Annotated in this window: 18 protein-coding genes and 1 pseudogene; 3 read left to right on the top strand and 16 right to left on the bottom strand. The window is 50.4% G+C overall.

Annotated elements, in window-relative coordinates:
- Window positions 1-161: 161 nt before the first annotated feature.
- From V7051_RS07625 to V7051_RS07610, 4 genes are all read right to left on the bottom strand, one after another.
- On the bottom strand, window positions 162-2987 hold the full coding sequence (locus V7051_RS07625) for a M16 family metallopeptidase (RefSeq protein WP_333874398.1): 2826 nt from the start codon (window positions 2985-2987) through the stop codon (window positions 162-164).
- Window positions 2988-4706: 1719 nt separating this feature from the next.
- The gene (locus V7051_RS07620) at window positions 4707-4934 is read right to left on the bottom strand and encodes a hypothetical protein (RefSeq protein ID WP_333874399.1); all 228 of its coding nucleotides are present in this window, start codon (window positions 4932-4934) and stop codon (window positions 4707-4709) included.
- On the bottom strand, window positions 4921-6078 hold the full coding sequence (locus V7051_RS07615; protein ID WP_333874400.1) for a cupin domain-containing protein: 1158 nt from the start codon (window positions 6076-6078) through the stop codon (window positions 4921-4923). Before V7051_RS07615 ends, V7051_RS07620 begins: the two co-directional genes overlap by 14 nt.
- A gap of 9 nt (window positions 6079-6087) precedes the next feature.
- Entirely contained in the window at window positions 6088-7356 is a 1269-nt protein-coding gene (locus V7051_RS07610; protein WP_333874401.1) for an HlyD family secretion protein, read from the bottom strand.
- Window positions 7357-8106: 750 nt separating this feature from the next.
- On the opposite strand from V7051_RS07610, the gene V7051_RS07605 reads away from it, so the two are divergent.
- The 3 genes from V7051_RS07605 (at window position 8107) to V7051_RS07595 (ending at window position 13295) form a co-directional block, all read left to right on the top strand.
- The gene (locus V7051_RS07605; RefSeq protein ID WP_333874402.1) at window positions 8107-10659 is read left to right on the top strand and encodes an O-linked N-acetylglucosamine transferase family protein; all 2553 of its coding nucleotides are present in this window, start codon (window positions 8107-8109) and stop codon (window positions 10657-10659) included.
- A 43-nt stretch (window positions 10660-10702) separates the two neighbouring features.
- On the top strand, window positions 10703-11503 hold the full coding sequence (locus tag V7051_RS07600; RefSeq protein ID WP_333874403.1) for a hypothetical protein: 801 nt from the start codon (window positions 10703-10705) through the stop codon (window positions 11501-11503).
- 91 nt (window positions 11504-11594) lie between these two features.
- Window positions 11595-13295 carry a hypothetical protein gene (locus tag V7051_RS07595; RefSeq protein WP_333874404.1) on the top strand — a complete coding sequence of 567 codons (1701 nt, stop codon included), beginning with the start codon at window positions 11595-11597 and terminating at the stop codon, window positions 13293-13295.
- Between the two features lie 8 nt (window positions 13296-13303).
- Here the strand turns inward: V7051_RS07595 and V7051_RS07590 are convergent, their stop codons facing one another.
- The 12 genes and pseudogenes from V7051_RS07590 to V7051_RS07535 form a co-directional block, all read right to left on the bottom strand.
- Window positions 13304-14686, bottom strand: a complete 1383-nt coding sequence (locus V7051_RS07590; protein WP_333874405.1) for an amidase — start codon at window positions 14684-14686, stop codon at window positions 13304-13306.
- The gene (locus V7051_RS07585; RefSeq protein WP_333874406.1) at window positions 14683-15840 is read right to left on the bottom strand and encodes an N-acetyl sugar amidotransferase; all 1158 of its coding nucleotides are present in this window, start codon (window positions 15838-15840) and stop codon (window positions 14683-14685) included. The genes V7051_RS07590 and V7051_RS07585 overlap by 4 nt, the downstream gene beginning before the upstream one ends.
- Before the next feature lie 14 nt (window positions 15841-15854).
- Complete coding sequence (locus V7051_RS07580; RefSeq protein ID WP_333874407.1) at window positions 15855-16787, bottom strand: hypothetical protein; 933 nt, start codon at window positions 16785-16787, stop codon at window positions 15855-15857.
- Entirely contained in the window at window positions 16772-17305 is a 534-nt protein-coding gene (locus V7051_RS07575; RefSeq protein ID WP_333874408.1) for a GNAT family N-acetyltransferase, read from the bottom strand. The genes V7051_RS07580 and V7051_RS07575 overlap by 16 nt, the downstream gene beginning before the upstream one ends.
- A gap of 105 nt (window positions 17306-17410) precedes the next feature.
- Window positions 17411-18712: a DegT/DnrJ/EryC1/StrS family aminotransferase gene (locus tag V7051_RS07570; RefSeq protein ID WP_333874409.1), complete on the bottom strand. Its 1302-nt coding sequence runs from the start codon at window positions 18710-18712 to the stop codon at window positions 17411-17413.
- Between the two features lie 19 nt (window positions 18713-18731).
- Window positions 18732-19787 (bottom strand): Gfo/Idh/MocA family protein, encoded by a 1056-nt coding sequence (locus V7051_RS07565; RefSeq protein WP_333874410.1) that lies wholly within the window; start codon window positions 19785-19787, stop codon window positions 18732-18734.
- A gap of 3 nt (window positions 19788-19790) precedes the next feature.
- A complete protein-coding gene (locus V7051_RS07560; protein ID WP_333874411.1) occupies window positions 19791-20456 on the bottom strand; it encodes a glycosyltransferase family 2 protein in 666 nt (221 codons plus the stop codon).
- The gene (locus V7051_RS07555) at window positions 20438-21517 is read right to left on the bottom strand and encodes an N-acetylneuraminate synthase family protein (protein ID WP_333874412.1); all 1080 of its coding nucleotides are present in this window, start codon (window positions 21515-21517) and stop codon (window positions 20438-20440) included. Before V7051_RS07555 ends, V7051_RS07560 begins: the two co-directional genes overlap by 19 nt.
- On the bottom strand, window positions 21510-22382 hold the full coding sequence (locus V7051_RS07550) for a dTDP-4-dehydrorhamnose reductase family protein (protein WP_333874413.1): 873 nt from the start codon (window positions 22380-22382) through the stop codon (window positions 21510-21512). Before V7051_RS07550 ends, V7051_RS07555 begins: the two co-directional genes overlap by 8 nt.
- Window positions 22383-22797: 415 nt before the next feature.
- Window positions 22798-23502 carry a pseudaminic acid cytidylyltransferase gene (gene pseF, locus V7051_RS07545; protein WP_333874414.1) on the bottom strand — a complete coding sequence of 235 codons (705 nt, stop codon included), beginning with the start codon at window positions 23500-23502 and terminating at the stop codon, window positions 22798-22800.
- Window positions 23503-23538: 36 nt separating this feature from the next.
- Window positions 23539-24540 carry a UDP-N-acetylglucosamine 4,6-dehydratase (inverting) gene (gene pseB / locus V7051_RS07540; protein ID WP_333874415.1) on the bottom strand — a complete coding sequence of 334 codons (1002 nt, stop codon included), beginning with the start codon at window positions 24538-24540 and terminating at the stop codon, window positions 23539-23541.
- Between the two features lie 102 nt (window positions 24541-24642).
- Window positions 24643-26162 (bottom strand): annotated as a pseudogene (locus V7051_RS07535) (hypothetical protein); the annotation flags it as partial.

Below are 26162 nucleotides of genomic sequence, written 5' to 3'. Positions count from 1 at the left end.
AAAGCGATTCCTGACCGCTCGATAGAGACGTAGCCGCAATAAATGAAATGCATTGCGCTGAATTTGAAATCTCATACGGCGGAATACGCTACTCGATTCTGCCCTACGCCCCTATTAAATCCAGCTACCAGATAGTTTGTTATTGTGCCGATACGTGAACTTTATGGTCTGTCTTCCGGTGAATTTCCTTTCGATACAACGTTTGTGTTATTTAAAGTACTCGATGCCTCGCCAATTTCGGAATCGACAAAAACCTCGAGCAACTGATCGGGATTAATGTGGCGAGCAATCGCGGCATTTACCTGAGCAAGGGTCAATGCTTCAACGCGGGCATTGACGTCAGAGTAGTACTGTATATCGCGCCGCAAGCGCAATAACAGATTCAGCTTACCGAAGAGCTTGTCATGATCGAGTTTGCTCAGGTCATTGCGATTGCGCCAGTTAGCTTTCGCGCTGTTGAACTCCGCATCCGTGAGGCCGCTTTTAACCAGCAGCGCCAACTCCTCATGCACGGCTTTTGAGAGCTGTTGTCGCATGGACGGAGCATAGGTAGCATTGATAGTGAGGGTCGCTCGCGGTTCAAACGCTGAAACGCCCACCTTACTAGCAACGCTGTACGAAATACCCTCCTGTTTACGCAGGCGTTGACCAAGGCGAGACTGAAGCGCATCCTCACCCATCGCAAAATTAACAAGCGCTAACGCCAGCGCGTCAGTCTCGTCCGCTTGCAATGGCCGTCTGAGCTGTGCCGTGTAAATACCGTGCGCTGCCTCGGGTACGGCAAGAAAATGCTGACCGGGAATTAATGCAGCATAAGGCATCGGAGGTCGCCGATAAGCCTGCTTGCTGCGCCACGGACCCAACAGGTTCTCCAACTGCTGGCGTGTTGTCTTCGCGTCAAATTCTCCAGATAGCATCAACTCCCCATTCGCTCCGAAATAATTATCATGGAAAGCTTTTACATCGTTCAATTCAATACCCTCTAACGTAGCGAGAGATTCCGCCTTGGTTGGATCTCGACGGATATCGCCAATAGGGTAATTGCTGGTCAATGCCGTCACGGCTTCTTCGGCGACGACTTGCGGTGTTGTTGCCTGACTTTGGTAGGCGACTTGTAACTGGTTCCTTACCTCCTTGAATCCCTGTTCCGGAAGTGCCGGGTTTCTAAGGACATCTATCAGAATTCCAAGAAAGTCGTGTAACGATTTAGCGGGCAGATCAAAGCGAATGGATAATCGGTCATCCACGGGCGTCATTGACAAGCGAGCATCCAAACTGACCAATCGATCGAAAAGTTGCAAGCGGTCAATCTCCGCCGAACCGTGGGCCAACAGACTACCGGTTATATCCGCCAAAATACGTTTGCCAAACAAGCTTTCGGCCGTCCCCATACGAAGATTCCACAGACCCTGCACGCGACCAGTCGGTATCGGCTTTGGCCACAGGGCCACTGCCAGCGAGTCGTTGATGGTAAAGCGCTCGATTTGCGCATTGAGTTGCGCCGCCGTCGAGTCTTTGCTTGCGGGAATAACGGCTTCCGGCGGATGCGCCGGCGCGTTAATAGGATACGGCCCGCCTACTGTGGCGAGTTGCACAGCTGATTCCTTCTCCGTCACAGCGCTCGTCGCGTGGTGATTGGTCATCAACTGTGCAACTGGAGCGCTCTGCTGGAAAACCGTTTTGGCGATTTGCTGAATCTCCGGTAAGGAAAATTTTTGGACTGCATCAATACTTTCAAACCACAGCCTCCAGTCCGCGCTGGATGCCGATTCAGCCAACCGATAGCCCAATGCGGCGGATTGAGAGCGCACTTGTGACGCGTTGTTGCGGATTAAAGCTTTAGCGCGTTCCAATTCAATTTCGGTGATGGGTGTATCGCCCAGGGATTTCAATTGCGCGACTAGGGCATTTTGGAGCTGCTCCAGTGTTTCAGCATCAGCTTTTAGAGGGAGCGCCGTCACTTGAAATACACTTGCATTACGCAATATCAATGGCGCTGCCGCTACTGCGGTCGCCTGCCCGGAGCCGACCAACGATTCATGCAGGCGACTGGCGGGCGAACCTGCCAGGATCCCGCTCAAAAGATTTAAGGCTGCGGCGTTCCCGACATTGGACGAATCAGACAGGGGATAAAACAGAGAGACCAAGGATGCGTCACCTTCGCCTCGAAAGATCCGTTGCGAATCGCTGCTTTCAAACTGAGCAACAGGTTTCAATTTTGGTGTCGCTTTAGTTTTCGTGGATTTAATCGTAGCAAAATGACTTTCCAGTTGCTTTAAGGTAGCCGCAACGTCAAACCGGCCGGTAATGACCAGCAGAGCGTTATCGGGGCGATAATGTGTCCGATAAAAATCTCGTGCATTGCCTAACGTAATGCTGCGTAATTCGGCCTCATTACCTACCGGTGAGCGCGCATAGGGGGCGAAATGAGTCGCAACAGGCAGTATTTGCTGAGTTAATTTCTGCGCCTGATTGCTATCGACAATTTCCTTTTCTCGTAATATTACCGACAATTCTCTTGCAATATCCGTTTCGGTCATCGTGAGCTTGTGCATACGCAACGCTTCTTGCTCCAGCAGCCAGTTCAGTACTTCCTGATTGGCGGAGAAGGCGGAGTGGTAGATAGTGCGGTCAAAACTGGTATTGCCGTTGTAAGCGATGTTCCGACTTGCCATCTCGCTGACCAGCGAATGATTGCCTTGTGTAGTAGGTGCATTAAAGAGCAAATGCTCCACCAGATGCGCAAGGCCGGATTTTCCTTCCGGATCGGCGAGCGAACCGCTAAAGTACACCAGCGTCACCGCCGTTTTGTCGGCCTTCTCATCGGAAACCAACAACGCCCGGAAACCATTCTTGAATTGCCGCTCGATCGCGCCGTATTTCTCGGCGGCGCTCTTGTTTGTATTATTTTCCGTAGCGTGCGCTGTTAACGTGCAGGCGAGGGCCAGCATCAAAAATGTTATAAGAGCTGAACGACAGCGTTTCATGGACAAAACTCCTTTCTAGGATTGGATAATAAATCGAAACATAGTAAATAGATCAAGCAGCAATCAATTTTGGAAAACCAACAGCGAATTGTCTTCCATACAACAAGTGCTCCTAGAGGCTGCAATAACCCGGTTTATTGAAATACGTCGGATATAAAAATGAGCTTAATTCCGTAGCGTGTTGAATCGGTTATACTGAGACTTAAGGCAAAAGATTGAAATGTTTTACACCGGTTTTTTAATCTCATGGGTGGAATGTCCATAGCGTAATCGGAGGAATAAAGGCTCCAAATTCCTCCAATTACGTTTCACTAATCGGACCTAGGGCCCTCTAAAAATGAAATTCAATCCCTTAAATAAGACCACGCGACTATTAAAATTGCAGTGGAATTGAGCATATGAAGTAAAAATTGGATTCTGGTTATTTTATTCACGGCTTCACGCAATGCACTTTTAACCAACATATCCAAAGAAATAGCGAATACTATTGCAGCAAACGACAAGCTAACGACTAGGTAAATCATTTCACGAGCCCTCAACAAATATTCTGTAGAGTAAAGCGTTACACTCTACCCGCCATCACCATCTTCGCCATGCAGAGACACCTAAGGCCCAACAAATCAAATGCATTGTGCCGAATTTGAAATCTCACGCTACGCCCTAGTCCCTTTACAGCACATCAAATCGGAATTGCACTTGTGAGTAGAAACTAAGCAACAATATAAGTTGCTATACTAGTAATCTACCTAGTGTTCCGAATATAAATAGACAAATGAATATCCATTCAATGCGATGTAAAACGGTCACAGCCTTACGCTTCCTAAACAAGTAAGCAACTCCATGAATGGGCTGCGTTAATTCATAGATATGAAAAACTGAAAACCAAAGTATAAAACCTGCTCCCGTTAGTTGTAGACGCTCCCAAACCGCCCCCCCTAGCAACGGCTTTTAAAGCCATCACGACACTGAATAAAGCTAGAAATCTTACGACGGTTACCGCTATGCAAAATTTCTTACAGACAAAGCGACTCGAATTATCATTGACCATCACCATCTTCTCCAGACTGGGCGTTTACTAAGGTACCTGTGTTCAGAGCGTTTACTACCGTGCCTATGTTTTCCGCAATGAATTTTTGAATATCAGTGTGCTCGTTTAATAATTGGCCTAACGTATACCCCGCAGTAAACGCGGCTCCTACATAGCCCCACCACCGACAACAGGCATCTCAATCATTGTTAATTCATGCATACATTTTCTCCTGTCAATTTTTAGCATTTTAATAAAATTCGCCCGGTATATTAATCGACCACCGAACCAATTGTAGTGGTGTTAAACAGTACAGCGTATCCGTATTAATCACGAAAAAAATCTAATACGAAACGAATTAGGAGGCTTATATAGATAATTATTAAGCTGATCCAAAGTGCTCTCTTTTTCGTTGTTTCTGAATCCGGTTTGATATATTTAGATTTTGCTAATATGATCGTAATTACGATCAGAATAAGGCCAAAAGATAATAAATAGATTTGTATCTCGTTCATAGTGGTAATGATGTAGTGTTAAGTAAATAAATGATAATTAACTATCATCACCATCTCCACTCCCTCCGCTGCTCAAAACACCGCCTTCAACCAAGCCATCACCTACAGCAAATCCGCCTAAGACTATGGCTGCAGTTGCCGCCACAAGGGTGACGGCGCCTATTTCAGGCGCGGCTACTAGTAATCCGATCCGGTCCCTACAAATGCTAACCCACCGCTTACTTCGTCCCAGTCTACCCCTCCTCCGACAATCTCCATTTCTGAAATTGTTAATTCACGCATATTTTTCTCCTGTTCATCTTCATCATTTTGGTTAAGAAAAAATACAATCGCTTTAATTGTATTCGGTATAGCTATAAATAATTTGCAAGGAAACTTAGATAGATTTTTCTTATGAAATTTCAATAACATCTAATACAGACAGTTGCTCTAACAGCTGCATTTGCTTTTCCGACATATTGTCAAAATCGTTAATATGATTGTCCTGAATATCTTTAAATGAGCCGATATCCGCCAAAAAACTGCTGCTTATGGAATCCAGGTTAAGTTTAAAGCCGTTCACTAAAAGCGATTCCTGACCGCTCGATAGAGGGTAGAAAGAATTGATTCTAACTTTAGACGCGGAGTCGCTTTGCTGGCTGTCTTTAGCCGCGGCCGGGGATACTCCAGCGATGCTGAAACGCGACTTTACTCTTTGCTGTTCTGCAAACGCCATGCGAAATGCTTCCATATGCTCCGGCTGCATTAGCAACGCTTGAGTAGTTTGCGCAAAGTCTTTAAGCGGCCCGGCTGTTTCCGGATACGGATTGATAGCTTGACGGCTTTCAATACACTCGGGTAATCGATTAACGGATAACCAAATCAGGTAATCAAGCATTTTCGGTGGAAACGTACCAATGGCAATATGAAATGTTTCTTCTCCCTCGATAGGTAACGCTTCGTGCCACCATCCCCGTGGAATATAAAGCATGTCGCCCGCTTCAAGCACGGTGTCCAATACTGGTTCCGGTGGACATTCCGCTTTGTGATTTAAGCTGGTTTGGTGGTTCAGCGGCAATTCAAACGTGGGTTGGTACAGGCACCAGCGTTTCCTGCCAATCAATTGCAACGCGAACACATCGTGCGTATCCCAGTGTTTTCCAAATGAGCCTTCACCACCGAAAGCGATATAGGAATTTGCATTGGTTTTTTCGCCGACAAACTGCGCGACATCCATACAGTAATCATTAACTTCAGGCATATACAATTGAAGTTTATTGAGAACGAGCGTGGCGCCATCTTTTAGATAGCGATAAAGAATGTCTTTTACTATCCTAGTGCGCTGTTCACCTAATTCCCAATAAACTTCAGTGTATTGGCTTGGATCAACAGCCCCTTCTTTATATAGTTTGATCTGCGTGCTCGCGTTTTCTAATGCATAAAGTGCAAAATCGACATTTTTCCACGTCAAGCGTAACTCGGGCAACGCTTGGCGCTGTAACAGCCATTTATTTCCATAGACATTGTCAAAAAACTCTTGTCGATCTACCCCGAAATGGATATATGTCATATCGTCCCCCTAGTTGTATTTAGTTAACCCATAAAGTGGCTCTATAATCCACTCAATCAATTTTCGCGTGTCTTGTTCAATGTCTGCTTCCAAAAGCATACCGGAGACTAGTTTTTTCTGTTCACCATATGCCATGGCAAACTGCGAATCGAGCTTTACAGTAACGCGGTAAAAATCGTCGGGCGGCGTATTGGCAAATACTTTGGGTAAGCTGCTCGATGCAACGGGGTTTTGCGACACGGCGATTACCGAACCCGAATACTGACCAAATTTTTGGTAAGGATATGCCTGATACCGAAGACGGACTTTTTGGCCAACCTCGACAAAACCAACCTCTCGCGTCGTTATATATAATTGTGCGGTAAGTTCAGCGCCTTCGGCCAATAGTATTGCCAAAGCTTGGTTATCTGCATTTTGGCCTAGATGAACTGTAATTCCGGTAATAATGCCATCCACTGGCGCCACAATAGATAATTGATTTTGGATATACCGTTCTTGCATTTTTTGACGAAGCAAGCTTAAATCCTGATCAATGTTGGCAATATTAATCTGTGTTTTCTCAGGCGCGGTGCGCCGCTCATCTTCGAGTTCAAGCATTTTTCGATTTAATTCATCACCATTTCGTTTTAACTCCAAAGCCTGGGCACGTAGCAACGCTAAGTTATCTACTTCATCATTTATTTTGTCTTTAGCGATAAAACCGGACACCGCTAAGCCTTGGTGTTTTTGTAACTTTTGCTCTGCCAAAGCCAGCCTTTGGTTATGTTGAATTAATTGTTGCCTAACATCCGATATCATGACTTTTATTGCCTCCAGTTGCCGGCTAAGAGCCAAATCGTTTTTCTTGGACAATATAGCCATCTGTTCTTTTTCTCGTAGATTTGCCTCTTCTTCATCTCGTAACGCGTCTTCAACACGGTCTGCGAATCGGTTATCCATTGTTGTTGAATGGTTTATAGATGATGAAAAATGACGCTCATCCTTTAACGTAAAAAGTAAGTCGCCTGCATGTACAAATTGCCCCTCCGCCACTCGAATCTCAGAGATGATGCCAGGCGCGGGAGCGGCGATCAGTATGGCGCCTCTGCCGGGCATCAACATCCCTAGAGCATTGGCTCTCTTTGTGTAGGAGGCAAAAAAAAGATAGGCTATTGTTGCCAAAATAAGTGCCAATACCAACCAAAAAATAACCCATGACGACCACGATCTAGCGAGTAAAATTTCTCCCTCAAAGCGGTCGGCCTGTGCCTCCAGCGATTCTATACGGTATAAACTCATAGGAAGTTTCGCTTAATTTAGCTCAACCCAATTCGGTGTTCGATGAGTGTTGCTTTTTCTCGCGCGAATTCGACAAAAAGGTCTTCCTTATGTAGACTCCATCCGGAGGAATATCGAAACCAGCTGCAAAGCTGTCGCTTCCAAGTCAGTGCACGGTTCGAGTGTTCAATAAGACAAATTTTTGAAGAACCGAAAAACAAAATTGCGGTAAATACCGCGATGTGACAGACAAAACACGACTTTGTCATAACGTCTCCCCGATGCCTAATTGTTGGCGAAATCAATCACTGGAAATATTAGCTGGCTAGTCGGGAGACATGGCTGGCGATGAGTCTTCTACGTGAAAACTGAGTTGACTATAAATCCAATATTTTAAAATGTCAACTTGCGATGCTGGCCCAGCAATATCTTAATTCAAGCAACTTGAGTTGTATGAGCCATTTTTCCTATCGATCTCCCTGTCCCAGAAACTTGATCAATACATGTTACGAATGGGTTTAACTATTAACCAAGACGGATATGATCCTCGTGGAAAGTTCTATTCTAGATACATCAGGGCGATTACTCTTAAATGTGGCGCGCTTCAATATTATCGCACTGCGTAAACGGTTTTCAGGCAGACCTATTCGGTCCCGGAAACAGAGTATTCAAAGCCTTCCGATTGTTATATTATGACCACGGTTTAGGCTTGCACTGGGCCCGCCAGCGAAAAATAGAGCAACCTCGGCCTTAGAGCGAAAACATTAGACCATGAAACTTGAAACGACATTCAATCCGACTGATTATCTGGGGCAATTGCATCAGGCACTTAATGACAACCTGCCGGACACCGTAATGAAGCTGGCGACCCGTCTGGCTGAACAGGACGCCTCCTTGCCCATCGCCGAATTGTTTTCGGCCACACAATGGCTTAGAGACTGCGGGCATTCCGATCAAGCCATCGCCTTGTACGGCTCATGGCTGGAGCATACCACGTCCCCCGTCGCATATGCCGTCCAATTCAATCTTGCGGTTTGCCTGAACGATACGAAAGACGATGTTGCAGCGGAAGCGGCTTACCGCCGCGCGCTCGAGCTGAATTCTGACTTCATCGAAGCGCACCTGAATCTGGGCACGCTGCTCGAACGGCACGGCCAATTTGAAGATGCGCTCGCCCTCTGGCGCAACGTTATTACGATTGCCCGACGCAAACCCGACATTGATCCCGTTCTGCACGTGCAAGCCTTGAATAATCTCGGCCGTTTGCTCGAATTGCTCAAACGCCTGCCGGAAGCTGAACAAATGCTGGCGCAAAGCCTGAAAATCGACCCGAAACAGCCGAAAGTGCTGACCCATTTTGTCCATTTGCGGCAGAAGCAATGCGAATGGCCGGTATATTGCGAAATCGACGGCGTAGCGCCGGACGACATGCAGCAAGCGACCTCGGCGCTTGCGATGCTGAGCGCCTCGAATGACCCGGCGCGCCAACTGGCCGCTTCGCGCAATTACGTCGAAGAACACGTCGATACCCATCTCAATCCCCTCGCCGATCCGAATGGTTACGCACATAAAAGGTTACGGATCGGCTATCTGTCGTCCGATTTACATGCGCATGCGGTCGCCATCCTGACCGCGGAACTCTTTGAATTGCACGACCGTACCAAGGTCGAAGTCTACGGCTTTTGCTGGAGCAGTGAAGACGGCTCGCCTATCCGGGCGCGCATCATCAACGCGATGGATCATTTCATCCGCATCGGAGAGATGAGCGATGAGCAGGCGGCACGTTGCATCCGCTCACATGAAATCGATATCCTGGTCGACCTGCACGGCTTGACGCAGGGCACTCGCCCGAACATCCTTTCCTGGCGTCCGGTGCCTGTGCAGATCACCTACTTGGGCTTTCCCGGCCCCACCGGCCTGCCTTGCATTGATTATGTGGTGGCCGACAAGTTCGTATTACCGCCGGAACTCGCTCCTTATTTCACCGAGCGCCCGCTGTATATGCCGCACTCGTTCCAGATCAACGACCGCCAGCGCGAGATCGGCCCGTGCCCGACCCGAGACGACTGCGATTTACCGAACGACGCATTCGTATTCTGCTCGTTCAACAATAATTTCAAGATTACCGAAGAGGTTTTCGAGACTTGGATGCGTATCCTGTCGCGCGTACCTGGTAGCGTGTTATGGCTAGTATCCGATCATGAATCGGTACGCAACAACTTACGCGCCAATGCGCAACGATTGGGCGTCGATCCGGATCGGCTGCTCTTTGCCGGACGCGTAAGCCCCGCCGCGTACCTAGCGCGCTATCAAGTCGCTGATTTGTTTCTCGATACGATACCGTTCAATGCCGGCACGACCGCCAGCGATGCGCTATGGGCCGGGCTTCCGCTGCTCACCTGCGTCGGCCGTACATTCTCCTCGCGCATGGCAGGCAGCTTGCTGATGGCCGTCGACTTGCCGCAACTGATCACCTACGACCTGCAAGAATACGAGGACAAAGCCGTGTATCTGGCCGGGCAGCCGGACCAAATCGCCGCGATGAAGCGTCAATTGCAAGAAAACCGTTTAAGCTGTTCGTTATTTGACAGTCCGCAGTTTGTGCGCGACTTGGAAAACATTTTTAAAGAGATCGCCGTGCAAACAACTCAAGAGATCAAACAGACACCAATAAACAATGTCCACAACGTGGATGTGCTCAACTTCATGCGCGCCGATTTCACCGGTATCGTCGAAGTCGGCTCCAGCAGCGGCGCTCTGGCGCGAGCTTATCGCAACATCAACCCGGCATGCAGTTATGTGGGAATCGAGATCGATGAAGACTACGCCGAAGCATCGAAACAGCATTGCACGGAAGTTATCTACGGCAATGTCGAAAAACTGCCGGACGAAACTTTCAGCAAGCTGGGTGACGCCCAATGCTGGGTATTTGCCGACGCGCTTGAGCATCTCTACGATCCCTGGCAATTATTAAGACGCATCAAGCAAAATGCCTGCTCCGGTGTTGAAGTGATCGCCTGCATCCCTAACGCGCAATACTGGGGAATCCAGTCCACACTCAATTCCGGCCGTTTCATTTATCAGGATTCCGGCTTGCTCGATCGCACCCATATACGCTGGCTGACCCGGATCACCATAATCGACCTGTTTAACGCCAACGGCTTCCAGGTTGTGGAAATGATTTCGCGGATTCTTCAACAACCCAGTGAAGAGATGATCGCCGGCATCCGGCAAATCGCAAGCGCATCCGGCGCCGATCCCGATATGGCGGTGCAGGACGCGATCCCGTTTCAATATGTCGTCAGGGCGGTCGCGGTTAACTGATACCAACCTATACTAAAAAAATACAACCGAACCTCTCCAATTTATGAATCAAGTCAACCTGTATCATATCGCCTATTCCCCGGAAACATTGCAATCAGTCCCTCCAGGATACGGGATATTAAACAACCTCGACTCAGAGCGGAATGACTGGCGCGAGTATTGGCCGATCAGAAACTTCTTGCTCGAAGAAACGCTGGACGATGACAGTTATTACGGCTTCTTCTCGCCACGCTTTCAGGAAAAAGTCGGCCTGACTCATGAACAGGTAACCGGGTTCGTGCAAAGCGCCAGCCCTGACGCAGACTTGGTTTCCTTTAGCCCGCAACCGGACATGGGTGCTTTTTTCCTTAATATTTTCGAACAGGAAGAACTGTTTGAGGCCGGTTTTACTGCGGCTAGCGAGGCATTCTTCCAGGCGATCAACATGCCTTTGACACTCGCTACGCTGGTCATGGATTCGCGGCAGATCATATTCAGTAATTACTTTGTCGCACGGCCTGCGTTCTGGCGCGAATGGCTGAATATCAACGAACAACTGTTCGCCATCTGCGAAGGTGCCGATGATAACGACTTGAAACAGGCGCTGCTACATGAAACACCCTATCCGGGCGCGGTGCAAAGAAAAGTATTCCTGATGGAACGCATCGCATCGGTATTGCTGACCGTGAATACCAAGTGGCAGGTACGCTCCTATAACACTTTTAATACGGCATGGTCGGCCAGCCGCCTGAACCAGTTCAAACTCGAAGCCGTGCTGAGCGATGCGTTAAAAATTGCGATGAAAGAACAGGGCTTCGCCGACTATCGCGACGCCTTTGCCACATTGCGCGACAGGCTACGCTAAACGCACTCAGCCCTGCCGGTATCCTCTTTTCCGCTTGATAGGCGGCTATACCGGTCAACGCCAAATTCTTAATATTACTTAACAACGATAGATGCTGAATATGGAAAATGCGATTGTCATTATCAATGTTGGAGACATCACTGCCGCCGAACATATAGCCAAAGACTTGCCGACATATACCGTTTATATTTTCGATCCGATGCTGTTCGACCTCGTCGCGGCCAGTAGCCTCAAAAATATCCAGCTTATCACCTGGGATAACTGCCCGCTCTATCATGAACTTGACGCCGATGCGCGCGCGACCGCATTCGCGCTGGAAGCTGAACTCGACCTGGCTGTCAGGGCTATTGTACCCGAAGTATCAATCGCTTCATGGCAGCACCTGAACCTGTATTATCTTTTTATGTCACTCAAATGGTATACCGCACTGTGGGATCAACTCGGTGGCCTATTTGCCCATAAAAAGGTGCATATTTTCATCTGCGACAATCCTGCCGCCTATTATTTTCACTCCTTCATCCCGTCCTTTTTGCTGTTGTGGTACCTGAAAAGCCATGAGATCGAGTTTTCGGGTTATAGCTACGGAGAAAAACCGGACAATACCGATCTGATACCGGACCTATCCGGCGAAAACAGCGATGACCATTTTGAGCAGATTTTAACTCATTTGCCGACATGCATGTACGACTTCAGTTATTTCGACCAAGAAGCCAGGGCAAGCGGAAAGACACTGATTAACATTGAGGCGAGATATTTCGCCACCCCGGTGCAGGCGCACAAGAATCTGGGCCTGATCAGCGCCGAACAAACAATTGCCGCTTTGCCGGAGGAAAGCCGGGAAAAAATCAATATCTTCTCGGAACAACTGGCGGCGACCCTGGATCGCTTTTTAAAGCCCTACATTGTCATACCGTTGTACCGTACACGCCAGATCGCATATATCAGCAATCTCTATCGCGCCCAGCTCGTTACCTATTATCAGCTTAACCGGCACTTCCAGCGTTCGAAGCCGTCAAAAATACTCTTGTCCGATCATGACGCTGGCTTTCACGGGCCTATTGTTTCTTTTGCAAAAGAAAATTTTCTACCCGTCTTATTATTGCCTCACGCCAAGACCAGCGCCGACATTGAGTTCAAATACGACAATATCGTAGCTTTAACCCACCCAATTCAGGGCCGAGACATTTTCGACGCCAACGGCAGGCACGTTATCAACGAGGCGATTATTTATCCCGAAACTTTCAGCAGCTCAAGCTTGACCAGCGAAGGCATCAAAACCGTTTCGCTACTGTTGAACGCGCAATCGCTGAACGGCATTTTCTACACCCGATGGGCCGACTATCTGGACGGTATCCGGAAAATTGTCGCGTGGTGTAAGGACAACGATATCGCATTAAAAATCCGCTGCAAGCCGAGTTACTCGATCATGACTCTGCTGGCCAGGGAAATAGGGCTCGATATTGCGACCTTGCACCAGAACCTGGCTGAATCAATGGATCAGCATGTCGAGAATTGCGACCTGTGCCTGATGTACGATACGCCGACGTCAGCGGCCCTGTATTTCCTCAAGCAATCGGTCCCTATACTCAATCCGGTCGTTAAACCGCTGTCGCCTGCGGAACTGACGATGGTCAATGCCAACGTCGTACCGCAGGAGAGCGTCGATGCGATTTTGCGTAGATTGAAAGGATTCAAGTCCAATCCCATGAACTTTTCCTCATTCCGCAATACGCAATTCAGGAATTACATAGAGCTGTTCCAGCATGTGCGGCCGCTCCGGACGCATTTGTAACGTTAGAATTACCGCCTGAATGTGGGCGCCGGATTGGTATCGCTGCCAATCACCCCATGGGCCTGCAAATGGCGGGCAAAATCCAGCAGCAAATAGTCGTTGTAACGGCGGGCGTAAATCTGCGCACCGAACGGCAATTGAGTAGGACCAGTAAATACCGGCAAGTTCATCGTCGGCACTCCGCACAAGGTCCAGATCAGGCAGTTGTCGGGACGGTCGCAGGAGTCCAGGCCTTTCAGGGCTTCGCCGCCGGTAGAAAGGTCTATGATGATGTCGTAACGCTGCTTCAGAATATCGTCGAGTTCATGAGCCAACGCGGTCTGTGCCGCAAACGCTTGTTGGTATTGCTCCAGCGTTACCTGGTTCCCTCTCTGGACGATGTCGTACATGATCGAACTGACCAAAGTCTGGGCGACGAACTCTTCCTTGAAATAATAGGCCAGTGAACGGTCGTAAATCGTCGTGTGTATTTCATGCGCGTCCTGAAACGATGCGGGTAGCACAACATCTTCAATTTCCAGTTCGGGAACCGTGGACAGACGGGAACCGAAGTCGAGCAGCGCCTGCTGTGCATAGTCTTCCGCGCAATCCCATTTCGGGCCGCGCAGCAAACCGACACGCCAAGGACGCTCGCCCCGGGTTTGGCGGGCAGGATCATTCAATATTGCATGGGCAATCGGAAAATCGATGCCGTGCACACGAATCGTATCGAACAACAGCGCCAGATCGTCGACACAGCGCGCGAACACGCCGACGCTATCCAAAGAGTCGGTCGTCTTCAACATCGCGGTGCGCGGCACCAGCCCGAACGACGGCTTAAAACCATACACGCCGCAATAACTGGCCGGACGAATGATAGAGCCTGCGGTCTGGGTGCCCAACGCCATCGGCACCATATGCGCGGCAGTCGCCGCCGCCGAACCGCTGGACGAAGTACCGGGAATATAGTCAAGATGATGCGGATTGCAGGTCGGGCCGGGAGCATGCACCGCAAATTCGGCGGTCACAGTCTTGCCGAGTATCACTGCATCGGCCATGCGCAGGTAATGCACGACGCGCGCGTCATTGCCAGGCGTGAAATCCTTCCAGATCGGGCTACCCATCTGGGTCGGCATATCGGCTGTGTTGAAAATATCCTTAACCCCGATCGGCACGCCGCACAATTTTCCGCCTTGGCCGGATGCCAGTTTGCGGTCGGCTTCTTCCGCCTGCTTGAGCGCCAGTTCCGGTGACAGATAAGTCCATGCGTGAATGTCGGCCTCATGTTGCGCTACGCTGTCGAGACAGGAGCGGGTTATTTCGGTCGCGCTGACCTCCCGTGCCTGTAACAGGTCGATTAATTGCGTCGCTGTGTATTCGGATAATTGCTTCATCTCGGTTTGTGCATTCATGATTTCACCTGCGAGCTACGATAGCTTTCGATTGCTGCACTGAATTTTTCATCGGTCAATGTTGCGATGCCCAGATCGCGCCGGTGTTGCGCCATCACCGCGTCAAACTCTTCATTGCTAAACCCGGTAATTTCCAGGTACCAGTCGAGCGCGGGCGGGCGCTCGGTGTCGCTTTGCTTGGCCAGTTCAAACGCTTCTTCGCGCGTCAGTAAACCGGCCCGCACATCGACACTGGCGTGATCGGTGCCGCGCCCGAAACCGCGCTTCAGGAACTTGGCATAGTCATGCACGCCCGCCATTTTGCATTCGACGCTTTTGTAATGCTTATAAGTGCCTTCCACCTTGTCTTCGCGCCAGCCGTAAACATCGCGTACAAACTCCATCTGGCGCTCATCGTCCCAAAAGATGAAGTCGCCAAGATGGATGCCGACCACGCCGACCGCTTCAATTTCTTCAACAGAAGGCAGGCGGAATGCGGCCATTTCGCGCAGGCTGATGCTGTCGCAAACCATTTCTTCCGGGTAGCGTTTGGCCGAGACTTTAGTGAAATAGTCGCGGTCGAATTTGCGTACCGGATTGCGGTGCGTGGCCCGGCCGGATGTTTCGGCGATCGACTCGCCCCAGATCATCAGCGGAATCTTGTATTTGACCGCAATCTGCATTGGGAATGCACCGACACCGGAATGGCAATGCCAGCAGGCGTCGCCGATCTTGAACAACGATTGACGCGCCAAACGGTTAACCAGCGAACGGCTGGGTGAAAACATGATATGGTCGACATCGAACTGTTCCAGACAATTCTGGAGATTGTATTTTCCGGTTTCACTAAACCAGGTATGGCTGAAAGTCACGGCCAGCGCGCGCATGCCGTAAACCTTGGTCAACACATGAAGCTGGAAGGTGCTGTCCTTGCCGCCGCTGATAGGGATAATGCAATCGTACTCATTGTTCAAGCTTTTGTAATAATCGAGCAATTTCGCCAACTCTTTTTCGCGCTCAACCCAATCGATACGGATTTTTTGTTCCGAAGACTGGCAAGCCTGGCAAATGCCCATCTCGTCAAACTGCATGCCCTCGTTCGATTCCGGCATGCAGCAGCGGGCGCAGTAGCGCATTTCAGGAAAAAGAGGCTGTCCGTAACTAGTAGTATTCATATGAGACCCATTTATTAGCGTGATTCATTCTTTACATTCTGATCGGAGAATGTTGGTGGTATTAAAGCGGATAATTTGATAATTTCAGGGTGAGGCAATACGCAGGGCGGTGCCCACGGCGGAATCGAACAAATGACTTTGCGCCCCGCCGCCAACGCTGTCACCATTGCATAAGTCTGGCAACCGGCTACCAACGTCGACCAAGCCAGCGATTCGGCTAAAGTCGGAGCGCAATCGAGCATAATGTTCGGATTTCCTTGTTTGCGAATCCATTGATCGTATTTGCCGGTTGGATCGGATGGATGCGGCCGCAAGCGAATCTGCACGTCTTTCCCCAATTGCAGACAATGCAAATTTTCAACAAAATAGTCGAGCGCGGCAAACTCGCCGGCCAGCTCGGAATCTCCCCAGGCCTGCCGTATCGGCTCCAGCACATACAGCAACCTGTCGTCCGCTTCCGGTGTTCCGGACTGTTCGATTCGCTCGACTTCGCTGACCAGATAAGCAAGATAAGCATTGGGTTGTTGCACAATTTTGATATTCGGAAATATGGTTTCAGCCATTTCTCGGGCATAAGCATCGCTGACCCAGATTTCATCGGGTAAAACTTCATGTCCATCCCGGATAAAACGCTCCCGGTAATTAGTCCAGTGGTCGATCACCGCAATCGACTTGATGCCGAGTTGGCGTGCCAAACGCCGGGCATCGTGTTCGACATGACTGGCCCATCCTGTCCCGCTCAGCAAGGTTTTAGAACCGGCGACCGCATCGGCCAGCTCGGTTTGCGGATGTTTTCCATATTCCTGTTTCCACAGCGTCAAAGCAGGCCCGGCTAGACAGGGAATAATATTGGGGTGGCCGCTTGTCCTCAGCCAAGCGAAAATATGGTTGGCGGCCCCTGCATCATGGGCGACAACGGCGACTGGAGCGTCTAAGGCAGCGTACACGGGGAATTAAACCTTGCGAAATAAAGAATATCTTCCGGCTTGCCATCGACCAGCTCTTGCGCGACCCTGATCCCGTCCGGCTGCATTCCGGCGCTCTCCATGATGCGCACCATTGCGCTATTGCAACGCAAGGTTCCGCCGGTCACTTTCCTGATGCCCGACCGGAACAGGTGCGCCATCAGCGCCACCCATGCATCTTTCCCCAGGCCTTTCCCCTGAGATTGAGTTCCTATCAATAAACCGATATCGGCCGTTTGATGGACCGATGAAACATAGGCGGTCATAGTGCCGGCCAATTGTCCGTCGTAAATAATGGCCATGAATAAATTATCGCTGTTGTGGAATGACGCCAGATAGTCGCGGCAGTTGTCGGCGCTATGGCTGCGAAAGCGCTGATTGCTGTATTTCATCAGTTCCGGATCGCTTAGCCAATCGATATAACGCTGGGCAATATCGGCTTCGGCAAACGGCCTTAGCGTCACTAATTGCCCTGTCAATCGCAAGTTAAGATGTTGCACTTGATTTTTCTCCGCTTCTTTTTCAACAAGGCTTGTAATATTAGTGAGAGCAAAACAGCGTGAATCCGTGCAGTAAAAATTACCGTCGGCTGAACAGGTTTATGCTCACAGCGACTGCAATTCGGCCTTATTCAACAAGACTTTCTTGATCGCCGCGACGAAATCATCGATATCACTTTCGAGCAGCGGCTCACGCATTAACGGAGTATAGATCAGTTCTTCCTCGTACATGCGCTCCACCACTGGGCAGATGCCATGCTTATAATTGTAGTCGACCTCAGGATTCATGCTCCACGGAAAGCCAGGCGTTCCGAACGCGACCTTTTTCTGGTACATCGGCGCCAGATACAGCGGCCTGACATAGGCTTCGACCCAGCCGGTTTGTTCCCAGATTTCAGGCAGAGGCAGTTCCGCATTGACCGCTTTGACGAACACATTGCGCGCAATGCCGGTCACTTTGGCGTCGTATTTAACCGGATATAAATAATAAGCATGCTCGGCGCCGTCGGCGATCTTGGCCGCGGTCAATCCTGCAATCGAGGCCAACTGCTCGCCGAAATAGGCCGCCAAGCGTTGGCGATGCGTCAAATAGCCGTCCAGGCGGTCAAGCTGGGCACAACCAATCGCGGCTTGCAATTCAGTCAGCCGGTAATTCGATCCCATCATGTTGGTCAGGTCTTCGACCTGCTGGGCTTCGATCAGGTTTTCGCCGTGATTGCGGATCAATTGGCAACGTTGCGCCAGTCGTGCGTCATTGGTCACCAGCATGCCGCCTTCGCCGGTATGGATATGCTTGTGGTAGTTAAGGCTGAAACCGCCGATATCGCCTATCGCGCCGACCGGCTTGCCCTTGTAATGAACGCCCGGCGCTTGGGCCGCGTCTTCAATGACTTTAAGCTGGTGATGCCGTGCCAGTTCCATGATCGGGTCCATATCGGCGGCTTGCCCGAAAATATGCACCACCATGATGGCCTTGGTGCGCGGAGTAATGCAGCGCTCAATGCTGGCGGCGCTTATATTGAATGTGTCCGGGTCGATGTCGGCAAAGACCGGGATGCCACCGTAGAACAGGATCGCGGTCGCGCTGGCCGACATCGTGTACGGAGACACGATCACTTCGTCGCCCGGAGCGATCCCGATCGCGCCGACAGCGGTCATCAATCCTGTGGTCCAGGAGTTAATCGAAATCGCATGTTTGAAACCGTATTTGTCGGCCCATTTGCGCTCGAACTCCTGAACCTTGGAACCGCCCAGCCATTGCGGGCCGGGACTGCCGAAAAAGCCGGACAATACGCCGCTGTCCATGACTTCGATTACCGCTTGTTTCTCGGCCTCGCCCATTGTGCGCCGAACCGGAAACGCCTGAGCCCGTGTGGCTACGCCACCTGCAATTGCTAATTCAGCCAAAACTATCTCTCCTTCATCATTATTCTGTAGTCAACGAAGCTATCTCTATACAGCTTCCGCCTTCCGACTCCGACAGATTGACGGCTTCAACGGTCAAGGCCGTCAGCAGCGCGGTATGCACATCGCAGCTGGACTCTCCGATCCGCCCCAACGCAAGTTGCAGCGCTTCATCGGCCATTCTGTCCATGGCTTCCATCCCCCTGGCGGATTGAGCCTCCGGTTCGCCGGGAATCGTATAGCCGGCGTAATGCGGATCGTCCCGAACCGGCGTGTAAGTGATTTTTCTCCCGCCCAGCGCCAGTTCGCAGAACGCACGGGTGCCGATCACGCGCAATTCAAAACAGGTAAAAGCCGTCTGGTCGGTAGCAATCATGGTCAGATGAAACTGCTTCCCTGCCGCATCGGCAAAGACGATCTGCGCATCGAGCGCACGATCTTTGCCGCTTGACCAAAGCGCCTCACCCGGTTCCAACGGCGAACCTAAGGCCCTTGCTTTAACCGGTTTGGCGTTACACAGGAAAGCGACCAAATCGATCATATGCGAGCCGTTATTGGAAATGCCTTTACCGTAGGTACCGACAATGCGCTGAATCGGGCCGAACTCGCCTTGGCTCAAGCTATCGCGCAACCGGCGCATGCTGGGATCCCAATGGCGGGAGAAATTAACCACCGATTTGATGCCTGCCGCATCGATCTCGGCAACCAGCTTCCTGCTTTCGGCCAGCGTCGACGCGAGCGGTTTTTCAATTACCAATACCTTGACGTTGGCCGCCAGCGCCGCTTTAACCACTGACCAACGCGCCGCGCTGGAAGTGGCGATGACCGCCACATCGACCGGATTCTCGGCAAACAACCGGTCCTGATCGGTATAGGCCCGAGCGCCCCAGCGCTGCGCCGCTTGCTCGGTTTTTTGTATGTTTTGATCGCAAACCGCAACCAAGCAGGCATCAGGATGCTTCGAAAATCCGGCCGCATGAGTCAGGGATACCGATGGTTGCTGAACAAACGCATCCCATTGCGCGCCGATCAGGCCGCAACCGATGATTGCCACATTAACGGGAGTTTTTTCAGCCATCACTTAGTTCTTTAATTTATTCATGCTGTAGCGCAACACCAGTATCGTCATCGCGCGCAGTATCTTGTAATTCGCCGCGAATTTACGTGCGAAACGGGGTTCATCCTGGCGGTCGCGTGTAAGGATCGGCATCTCGATATAACGACAGCCGTTAACCAAAGAACGCACTGCGAGCTCGGTGCCTATCGATTGAAAACTATCGAAATGACCGGCTTTGTTGAAAAGATCGAGCGAATAACCTTTCATTCCGCACAAAGGATCGGAAATATTCCACAGACATTTGGTGCAGTAGGCGAAAATCACTTCGCCGATACGCTGGTAGCGGTCGCGCACGCCAAGCACCAGTTCGTAATCCTGATTCAGGTAGGCGATCAACTCCTGTAATTGCGCCGGATTATGCTGGCCATCGGCATCGATTGTGATCGCATACGCGCAGCCCAAAGCTGCGGCGCGGGCGAAGCCTGAATTAAGAGCGCCGTCGTAGCCACGATTTTGCTGATGAGTGACCACTTCAGCGCCAGCCTCACGCGCGAGCGCCGCCGTCGCGTCACTTGAACCATCGTCGACCACGATTGGAAGACCGTATTCTTTGACCCGCGCCAGTACCGCACCTATCGTAGCCGCCTCGTTCAAGGCAGGAACGATGATCGCTATGCGAGATCGTTCCATTTCAGGTACTCCCCGGATTTAAGATCGCGTGAAAGCCGTTTGCCCACTACTTGCGTGATCAACGCGGGGGAAATCGCGTCGGCCGGGCAAGGGCGCAATATCGTCAAATGGTCGCGCGTCAATTCAGTACCGGCACTTAGATCCTGCACCAAACGGATTGAGCGCCGTTGCAGTACGGCAGTCTCGACTTCGTTTGCCTCAATCCGCTTGATGCCGTTACCCAGCGCATGGTCAAGTTCGCGGGTCGCCTCGACCATAGCACGCCAAGCACCTGGACTCATCGAGAAGCCGTGATCGGGACCGTCGCGCCCGATATCGTCGGTAAAGTGCTTTTCTATCATCCGGGCACCGAGCGCAACAGCGCCCAGCACCGTGCTATGGCCGAGCGTATGGTCGCTCAAGCCGAGCACCATGTCGGGATACATAGCACGGTAACTTTTCAGCACATTCAGTTGGATGTATCGAAAGTTCTCCAGATTGGCCGTGTAATTGGTATTGCATTGCATCAGCGCGATTTGCGGATTGATGGCCAATGCGGCATCGACCGCCCGATGCACGTCGTCCATGTTGGAGGCGCCGGTGGCGATAATGTAGGGCTTCTGCTTGGCCGCAATATGTTCGATGATTTCCAGCCAAGTAATGTCACCTGAGCCGATCTTGAATGCCGGCACATAAGGATCGATATGATCGACCAGTGCCTTATCGTAAGGACTGGTGAAAAAACAGATACCCGCCTTGTCGCACGTTTCTTTCAGTGTCGTGGTCCACATCAAGGGTACGCTGGCGTCCTGATAGACCTCAACAACGCTTTTTTTCCACTTGGACTGATGCGATTTTTGTTGGCCGAGCGCCTTGAATCCGGCATCGCTGACAATCGTATTGGCTTTGAAATGCTGGAATTTTGCGGCATCGGCACCGGCCTCGGCGGCCATGAAGATCAAATCCTTGGCGCGCTCCAGGTCGCCGTCATGGTTTGCTGCAATATCTGCAATGAAATAGGTCGGATAGGCATCGCCTATCAGTTTACCGGCTATGTTCAAGACGCGATCAGGCTTATTCAAGGTATTGACTCCGTATTAAGATAATTTCATCAATGAGTTTAGGTAAGCGCAGGCCGAACTGCTGTTCGAATCGGGTGCTATCCATGCGCATGTCTTTTGGTCTATGCGCCTTCAATGAGGGCATTTCATTCAAATGGATACGCCGCATGGTCTGGCTGGGCAAGCCCAGCTCTTCCGCCAATGCGTAGGCAAAGTCTGCCTTGCTCAAGCCATCGTGCGCTCCTAGATTAAAAACACCGAGCGGACGCTGCTGCACTGCAAGTTCAATCATATCGCACAGGGTCGGACTTGAGAGCGGAGAAAACAGGACATCCTCGAACACCTGCAACGGCAAGCCCTGTTGCAAGTTCTGATAAATCCAGTCGCTGAAACTGACTCGCTTGGTACAGCGGCTGCGTCCGAAAAAATTGGTCCGCAAAATGGTCGAGGGAACACTCGATGCCGCAATTTCCGCTGCGACCTTGGAAAAGGCGTAGCTGTTGCGGATCATGACCTCAGACTCCCTATGCGGGCCGGGCTCGTCATAGAGCTGATCGGTCGATATTTGTATTAAATGACAACCGGGAGATTCCTGTTTAATCCCGCCACATAGGTTTTGGACTGTAACGACATTAAGCAGGTAGGCGCTATGAGGGTCTAGCTCGCAGGTATCGACATTGGTCAATCCCGCCAGGTTGATAATGCAATCGGGTTGATATTGCGCCAGCATAGCGGCTGTTTCAGCATAGTTGCAAAGATCAGCCTGCACCTGCGCCGTAGCGTGAAATCCATGTCGTGTTACCGTATGTCCGCACGCTTCGAGCGCCGGCACTAAAGCACAGCCGAGTAATCCGGTCGCGCCGGTAACGAGTATGTGGGTAGTCAAAGTTTTTTAACAAAAATGAATGGAAGCGGTAAGTATTATAGTACTACTTGAAAATATTTTTATGTTCTGTGACAAGCCGGCTACCAACTATTGTACCCATTGCAGTTGTCGGCTCCAGGCTTCATATGTCCCGTTTCGTTAAAGCTGCACGTGAGGCCTCGACTTAGGGAAGCGCTGATCAAATCGATTCCGCTCATGGTTCGACAAGCTCACCACGAACGGAATCAACAACTTACCGTTCATCCTGAGCCTGTCGAAGGACTTAATCAGCGCTTCCTTAGGGGATAACTAAAATTTCATTATCTAACAGGCTAGGGACAACACTTTATGCCACAGGATTTCTTTTGAACGATCATTTGTCTTTACCATAAAAAATGGAAGATGGGCCATGCAATGAAACCTGGCCCAGTCATTTCTATTGGATGTCGCCGTTTTTCTTCAGCGCTTCGTACATCAATTCCGCCCGCGTCCAATCTTCCGGCGTATCGATATCCTGCACCATATGTCTCGGCAGGACATAGGCCATCGAGTCGGTGGAAAAGAATATTTTTTCGCTCAAATAAGCCTCGGCCGAACCCCAATAGAACTGGCCTGCATCCTGATACGCCTCTTCTAAGTCTTGTGAGCGGGTCATATAGTTTTTCGGTTCAAACATTTCAACGAATCCTGTCGGCTTGACCTTGAACGCCCGCTGGATCGGAAACGGAAAAGTGGTTGCGCTAAAAACATACCCGGAAACCGCTTTCCGGATCAACAAATCATAAGCATTTTGCAGGGCGTCGGCCTGAATGAACGGTGCTGTCGCATAAATGCAGCAGACATTATCGACTTTGCCGATATGCTCCTGCACCCATTCGACCGCCTGCTTGATAACAGGAACAGTAGTCGCATGATCGTTCGCCAGTTCTGCAGGACGCACAAAAGGTGTCTCTGCGCCACATGCATTGGCAATCTCGCGGATTTGCTCATCATCGGTACTGACAATGACATGATCAAATAAGCTGCAAGCCTTAGCGGCCTTGATCGAATACGCGATCAACGGCTGACCGCAAAAATCACGGACATTTTTTCGCGGAATTCTCTTGCTGCCACCCCTGGCAGGGATAATTGCGATATTCATCTGACTAACCTCACGAATGATTCATGTATTCACTAATCAAGACTCATATCCTTGCGCGACCAGCTTGCGCAAGCCCTCCACATCGAGCATGTCGGTATTGGTGCCGGAGCTGTATTCAAAACCGCCTATAACCGGTTCGCCTATTTCGCCCAAATTGTTGCAAGCAAAGTCGGGCCGCGAGGTGAAAACTATTGAAGGCTTGATTACGAAATGGTCGTGGAATGCCAGCGTCAGGTGCGAATCATCGAACGGACACATCACTTCATGTAATTTCTCGCCGGGGCGAATGCCGACTATCTTCATCGGCAAACCTGGCGCCATTGCATTGGCCAACCCGATCACTGTAGCCGACGGAATTTTCGGAATAAAGATTTCGCCACCATGCATGCGTTCAAAATTTTTGATGACAAAGTCGACACCTTGTTGCAGCGTAATCCAAAAACGGGTCATGCGCTCATCTGTGATAGGCAACTCAGTGGCACCGTCATCGAGCAATTTTTGGAAAAACGGAATAACCGATCCACGAGAGCCGACCACATTGCCGTAGCGCACAACGGAAAATCGTGTCTTCCGCTCACCCACCATGTTATTGGCCGCCACAAACAACTTATCTGATGCCAGCTTAGTCGCGCCATACAAATTGATAGGGTTCGCCGCCTTGTCGGTAGACAGCGCGATAACTTTTTCGACTCCTGACGCCAGAGCAGCCTGAATCACGTTTTCCGCGCCGTAAATATTAGTCTTGATGCATTCCATCGGATTATATTCAGCTACCGGCACATGCTTCAGCGCCGCCGCATGAATCACATAATCGACGCCATCCATCGCTTGCTTCAGACGCGACTGATCGCGCACGTCGCCGATGAAATAGCGCATCTGTGGCGCATTGAATGTCTGCGCCATATCGTACTGTTTCAGTTCATCACGTGAATAGATGATGACCTTTTTGGGCTGGAAGCGCCCCAAGATGGTTTTTACGAACTGCTTGCCGAACGAGCCAGTGCCGCCGGTTATGAGGATAGTTTTATTGTTGAGCATTGGGTCTTCCATCCAAAATACTAAATTATATAGATCAACATAAAAAAAGACGACAAAACCTTTCAGTCTTGCCGTCTTCTTAAAAACAACCGGTTTACAATGTTATGATGCTAAGAACCCGTTTTTGGTAGGATCTTGAGCATTTACCAATGACGATTGTTCACCGACCCCCGCTTGAAGAGTGCTTGAAGATTGGCCTGCGTTAGTAATCAGATTTCCGTTACTATCAAATTGCTTCAATGTATCGACTATTCCTCCTACATTAACAACAGCTTGACTTCCTGCCGTCGATTGCGCACCGGACAAGAGACTTGCCATCGGATTGGCAGGATCGCTTCCTGTACCGGATTGCGAATCATCAAATGATGCGATCGCTTGAGTCAAGCCACTCACTTGAGTCCGCAGATCCTGGTTCTTGTCTGCAACAAACCAGACATCGGCCATATCGTGGCTAGCTTGATCGGCAGTCTCGTAGCTGGATTTTAGGCCAATCAAGTTACCATTATCCTTGATGGTAGTCGTTTCGGCAGCTAGATTAAGCTTGGTGATATTTAAAGAATCAAGTGTCTGCATTTCACCATCTTGACTAATACCATCAGAGTTTTTATCTACCCAAACTTTTAGGTTAGCCCATTCCGCATCGTCTTTAGAGATTGAACCGTCACCGTTACTGTCCAGTTCGCGCAAGGCAACATAACCATCGCTAGCCTTCTCACCATTAGCAAGAGTCGTAGAGCTTCCAAAAAGTTCGGAACCGTCGTTGATCTTGCCATCATGATTGCGATCCAAAGCTAGAAGACCATCTGATGAAGAAGCCCATCCAGTATTAACTGCCTTACCTGTTGCAAATAAATCAAACTCTGTGCCTGCTGAAATGCTGAGCGTTTTGACACCATCGTTATTCAAATCCAATACGATAGGCGTACCCAAATGCAAATGTGATATTTGAGTAGTCGATAGAGCTGAGATCTGAGTCGTTGTCAACGCTTCAACCTGACGAGTGCTTAGAGCCTCAACCTGACTTGTAGTCAACTCGACGATATTCGCAGTACTCAACGCCACTATTTGACTGGTCTTCAACGCTCGCAAATCGGCCGTCTCCAGCGCAACCGCCTGAGACGTGGTCAACGCCGCGATCTGGGCCGTAGTCAGCGCCGCCGCTTGCGCGGTGGTCAACGCGACAATCTGCGAAGTTTCTAATACTGCAATATTGGCAGTCGCCAACGCCGCAATCTGGCTGGTTTTCAACGCCACCAAATCGGTCGTTTCCAACACGTTCGCTTGGGTGGTGGTTAACGCCGCAATCTGGGCTGTGGTCAACGCCGCCGCTTGCGCGGTGGTCAGTGCGACAACCTGAGAGGTCGTCAACTCGATCAGCTGAGTGGTGCCCAAGGCTGCAATCCCGGAGGTGCTCAGGGCCGCGATCTGTACAGTTTCCAACAGCGCGAGATTGGCTGTGGTCAAAGCCGCAACCTGGCCGCTCTTCAGCGCGGCTATATCGGCCGTTTCCAGTATAACCGCCTGGGTTGAGCTCAACGCCGCGATCTGGGCCGTGGTCAACGCCGCTGCTTGTGCGGTGCGCAACGCGACAACCTGAGAGGTGGTCAACTCGATCAGCTGGG

It is taken from the genome of Methylobacter sp. (assembly GCF_036845245.1).
Taxonomy (GTDB): domain Bacteria; phylum Pseudomonadota; class Gammaproteobacteria; order Methylococcales; family Methylomonadaceae; genus Methylobacter_A.
Note: the sequence above shows the minus strand (reverse complement) of the source record. Positions and strands in the feature narration are given on the sequence as shown.

Coding starts and splice junctions, on each gene's coding strand:
- V7051_RS07585 (WP_333874406.1), bottom strand. CDS start 15,840: ATGAATACTACTAGTTACGGACAGCCTCTTTTTCCTGAAATGCGCTAC.
- V7051_RS07600 (WP_333874403.1), top strand. CDS start 10,703: ATGAATCAAGTCAACCTGTATCATATCGCCTATTCCCCGGAAACATTG.
- V7051_RS07610 (WP_333874401.1), bottom strand. CDS start 7,356: ATGAGTTTATACCGTATAGAATCGCTGGAGGCACAGGCCGACCGCTTT.
- V7051_RS07565 (WP_333874410.1), bottom strand. CDS start 19,787: ATGGCTGAAAAAACTCCCGTTAATGTGGCAATCATCGGTTGCGGCCTG.
- V7051_RS07590 (WP_333874405.1), bottom strand. CDS start 14,686: ATGAATGCACAAACCGAGATGAAGCAATTATCCGAATACACAGCGACG.
- V7051_RS07625 (WP_333874398.1), bottom strand. CDS start 2,987: ATGAAACGCTGTCGTTCAGCTCTTATAACATTTTTGATGCTGGCCCTC.
- V7051_RS07560 (WP_333874411.1), bottom strand. CDS start 20,456: ATGGAACGATCTCGCATAGCGATCATCGTTCCTGCCTTGAACGAGGCG.
- pseB (WP_333874415.1), bottom strand. CDS start 24,540: ATGCTCAACAATAAAACTATCCTCATAACCGGCGGCACTGGCTCGTTC.
- V7051_RS07595 (WP_333874404.1), top strand. CDS start 11,595: ATGCTGAATATGGAAAATGCGATTGTCATTATCAATGTTGGAGACATC.
- V7051_RS07605 (WP_333874402.1), top strand. CDS start 8,107: ATGAAACTTGAAACGACATTCAATCCGACTGATTATCTGGGGCAATTG.
- pseF (WP_333874414.1), bottom strand. CDS start 23,502: ATGAATATCGCAATTATCCCTGCCAGGGGTGGCAGCAAGAGAATTCCG.
- V7051_RS07615 (WP_333874400.1), bottom strand. CDS start 6,078: ATGACATATATCCATTTCGGGGTAGATCGACAAGAGTTTTTTGACAAT.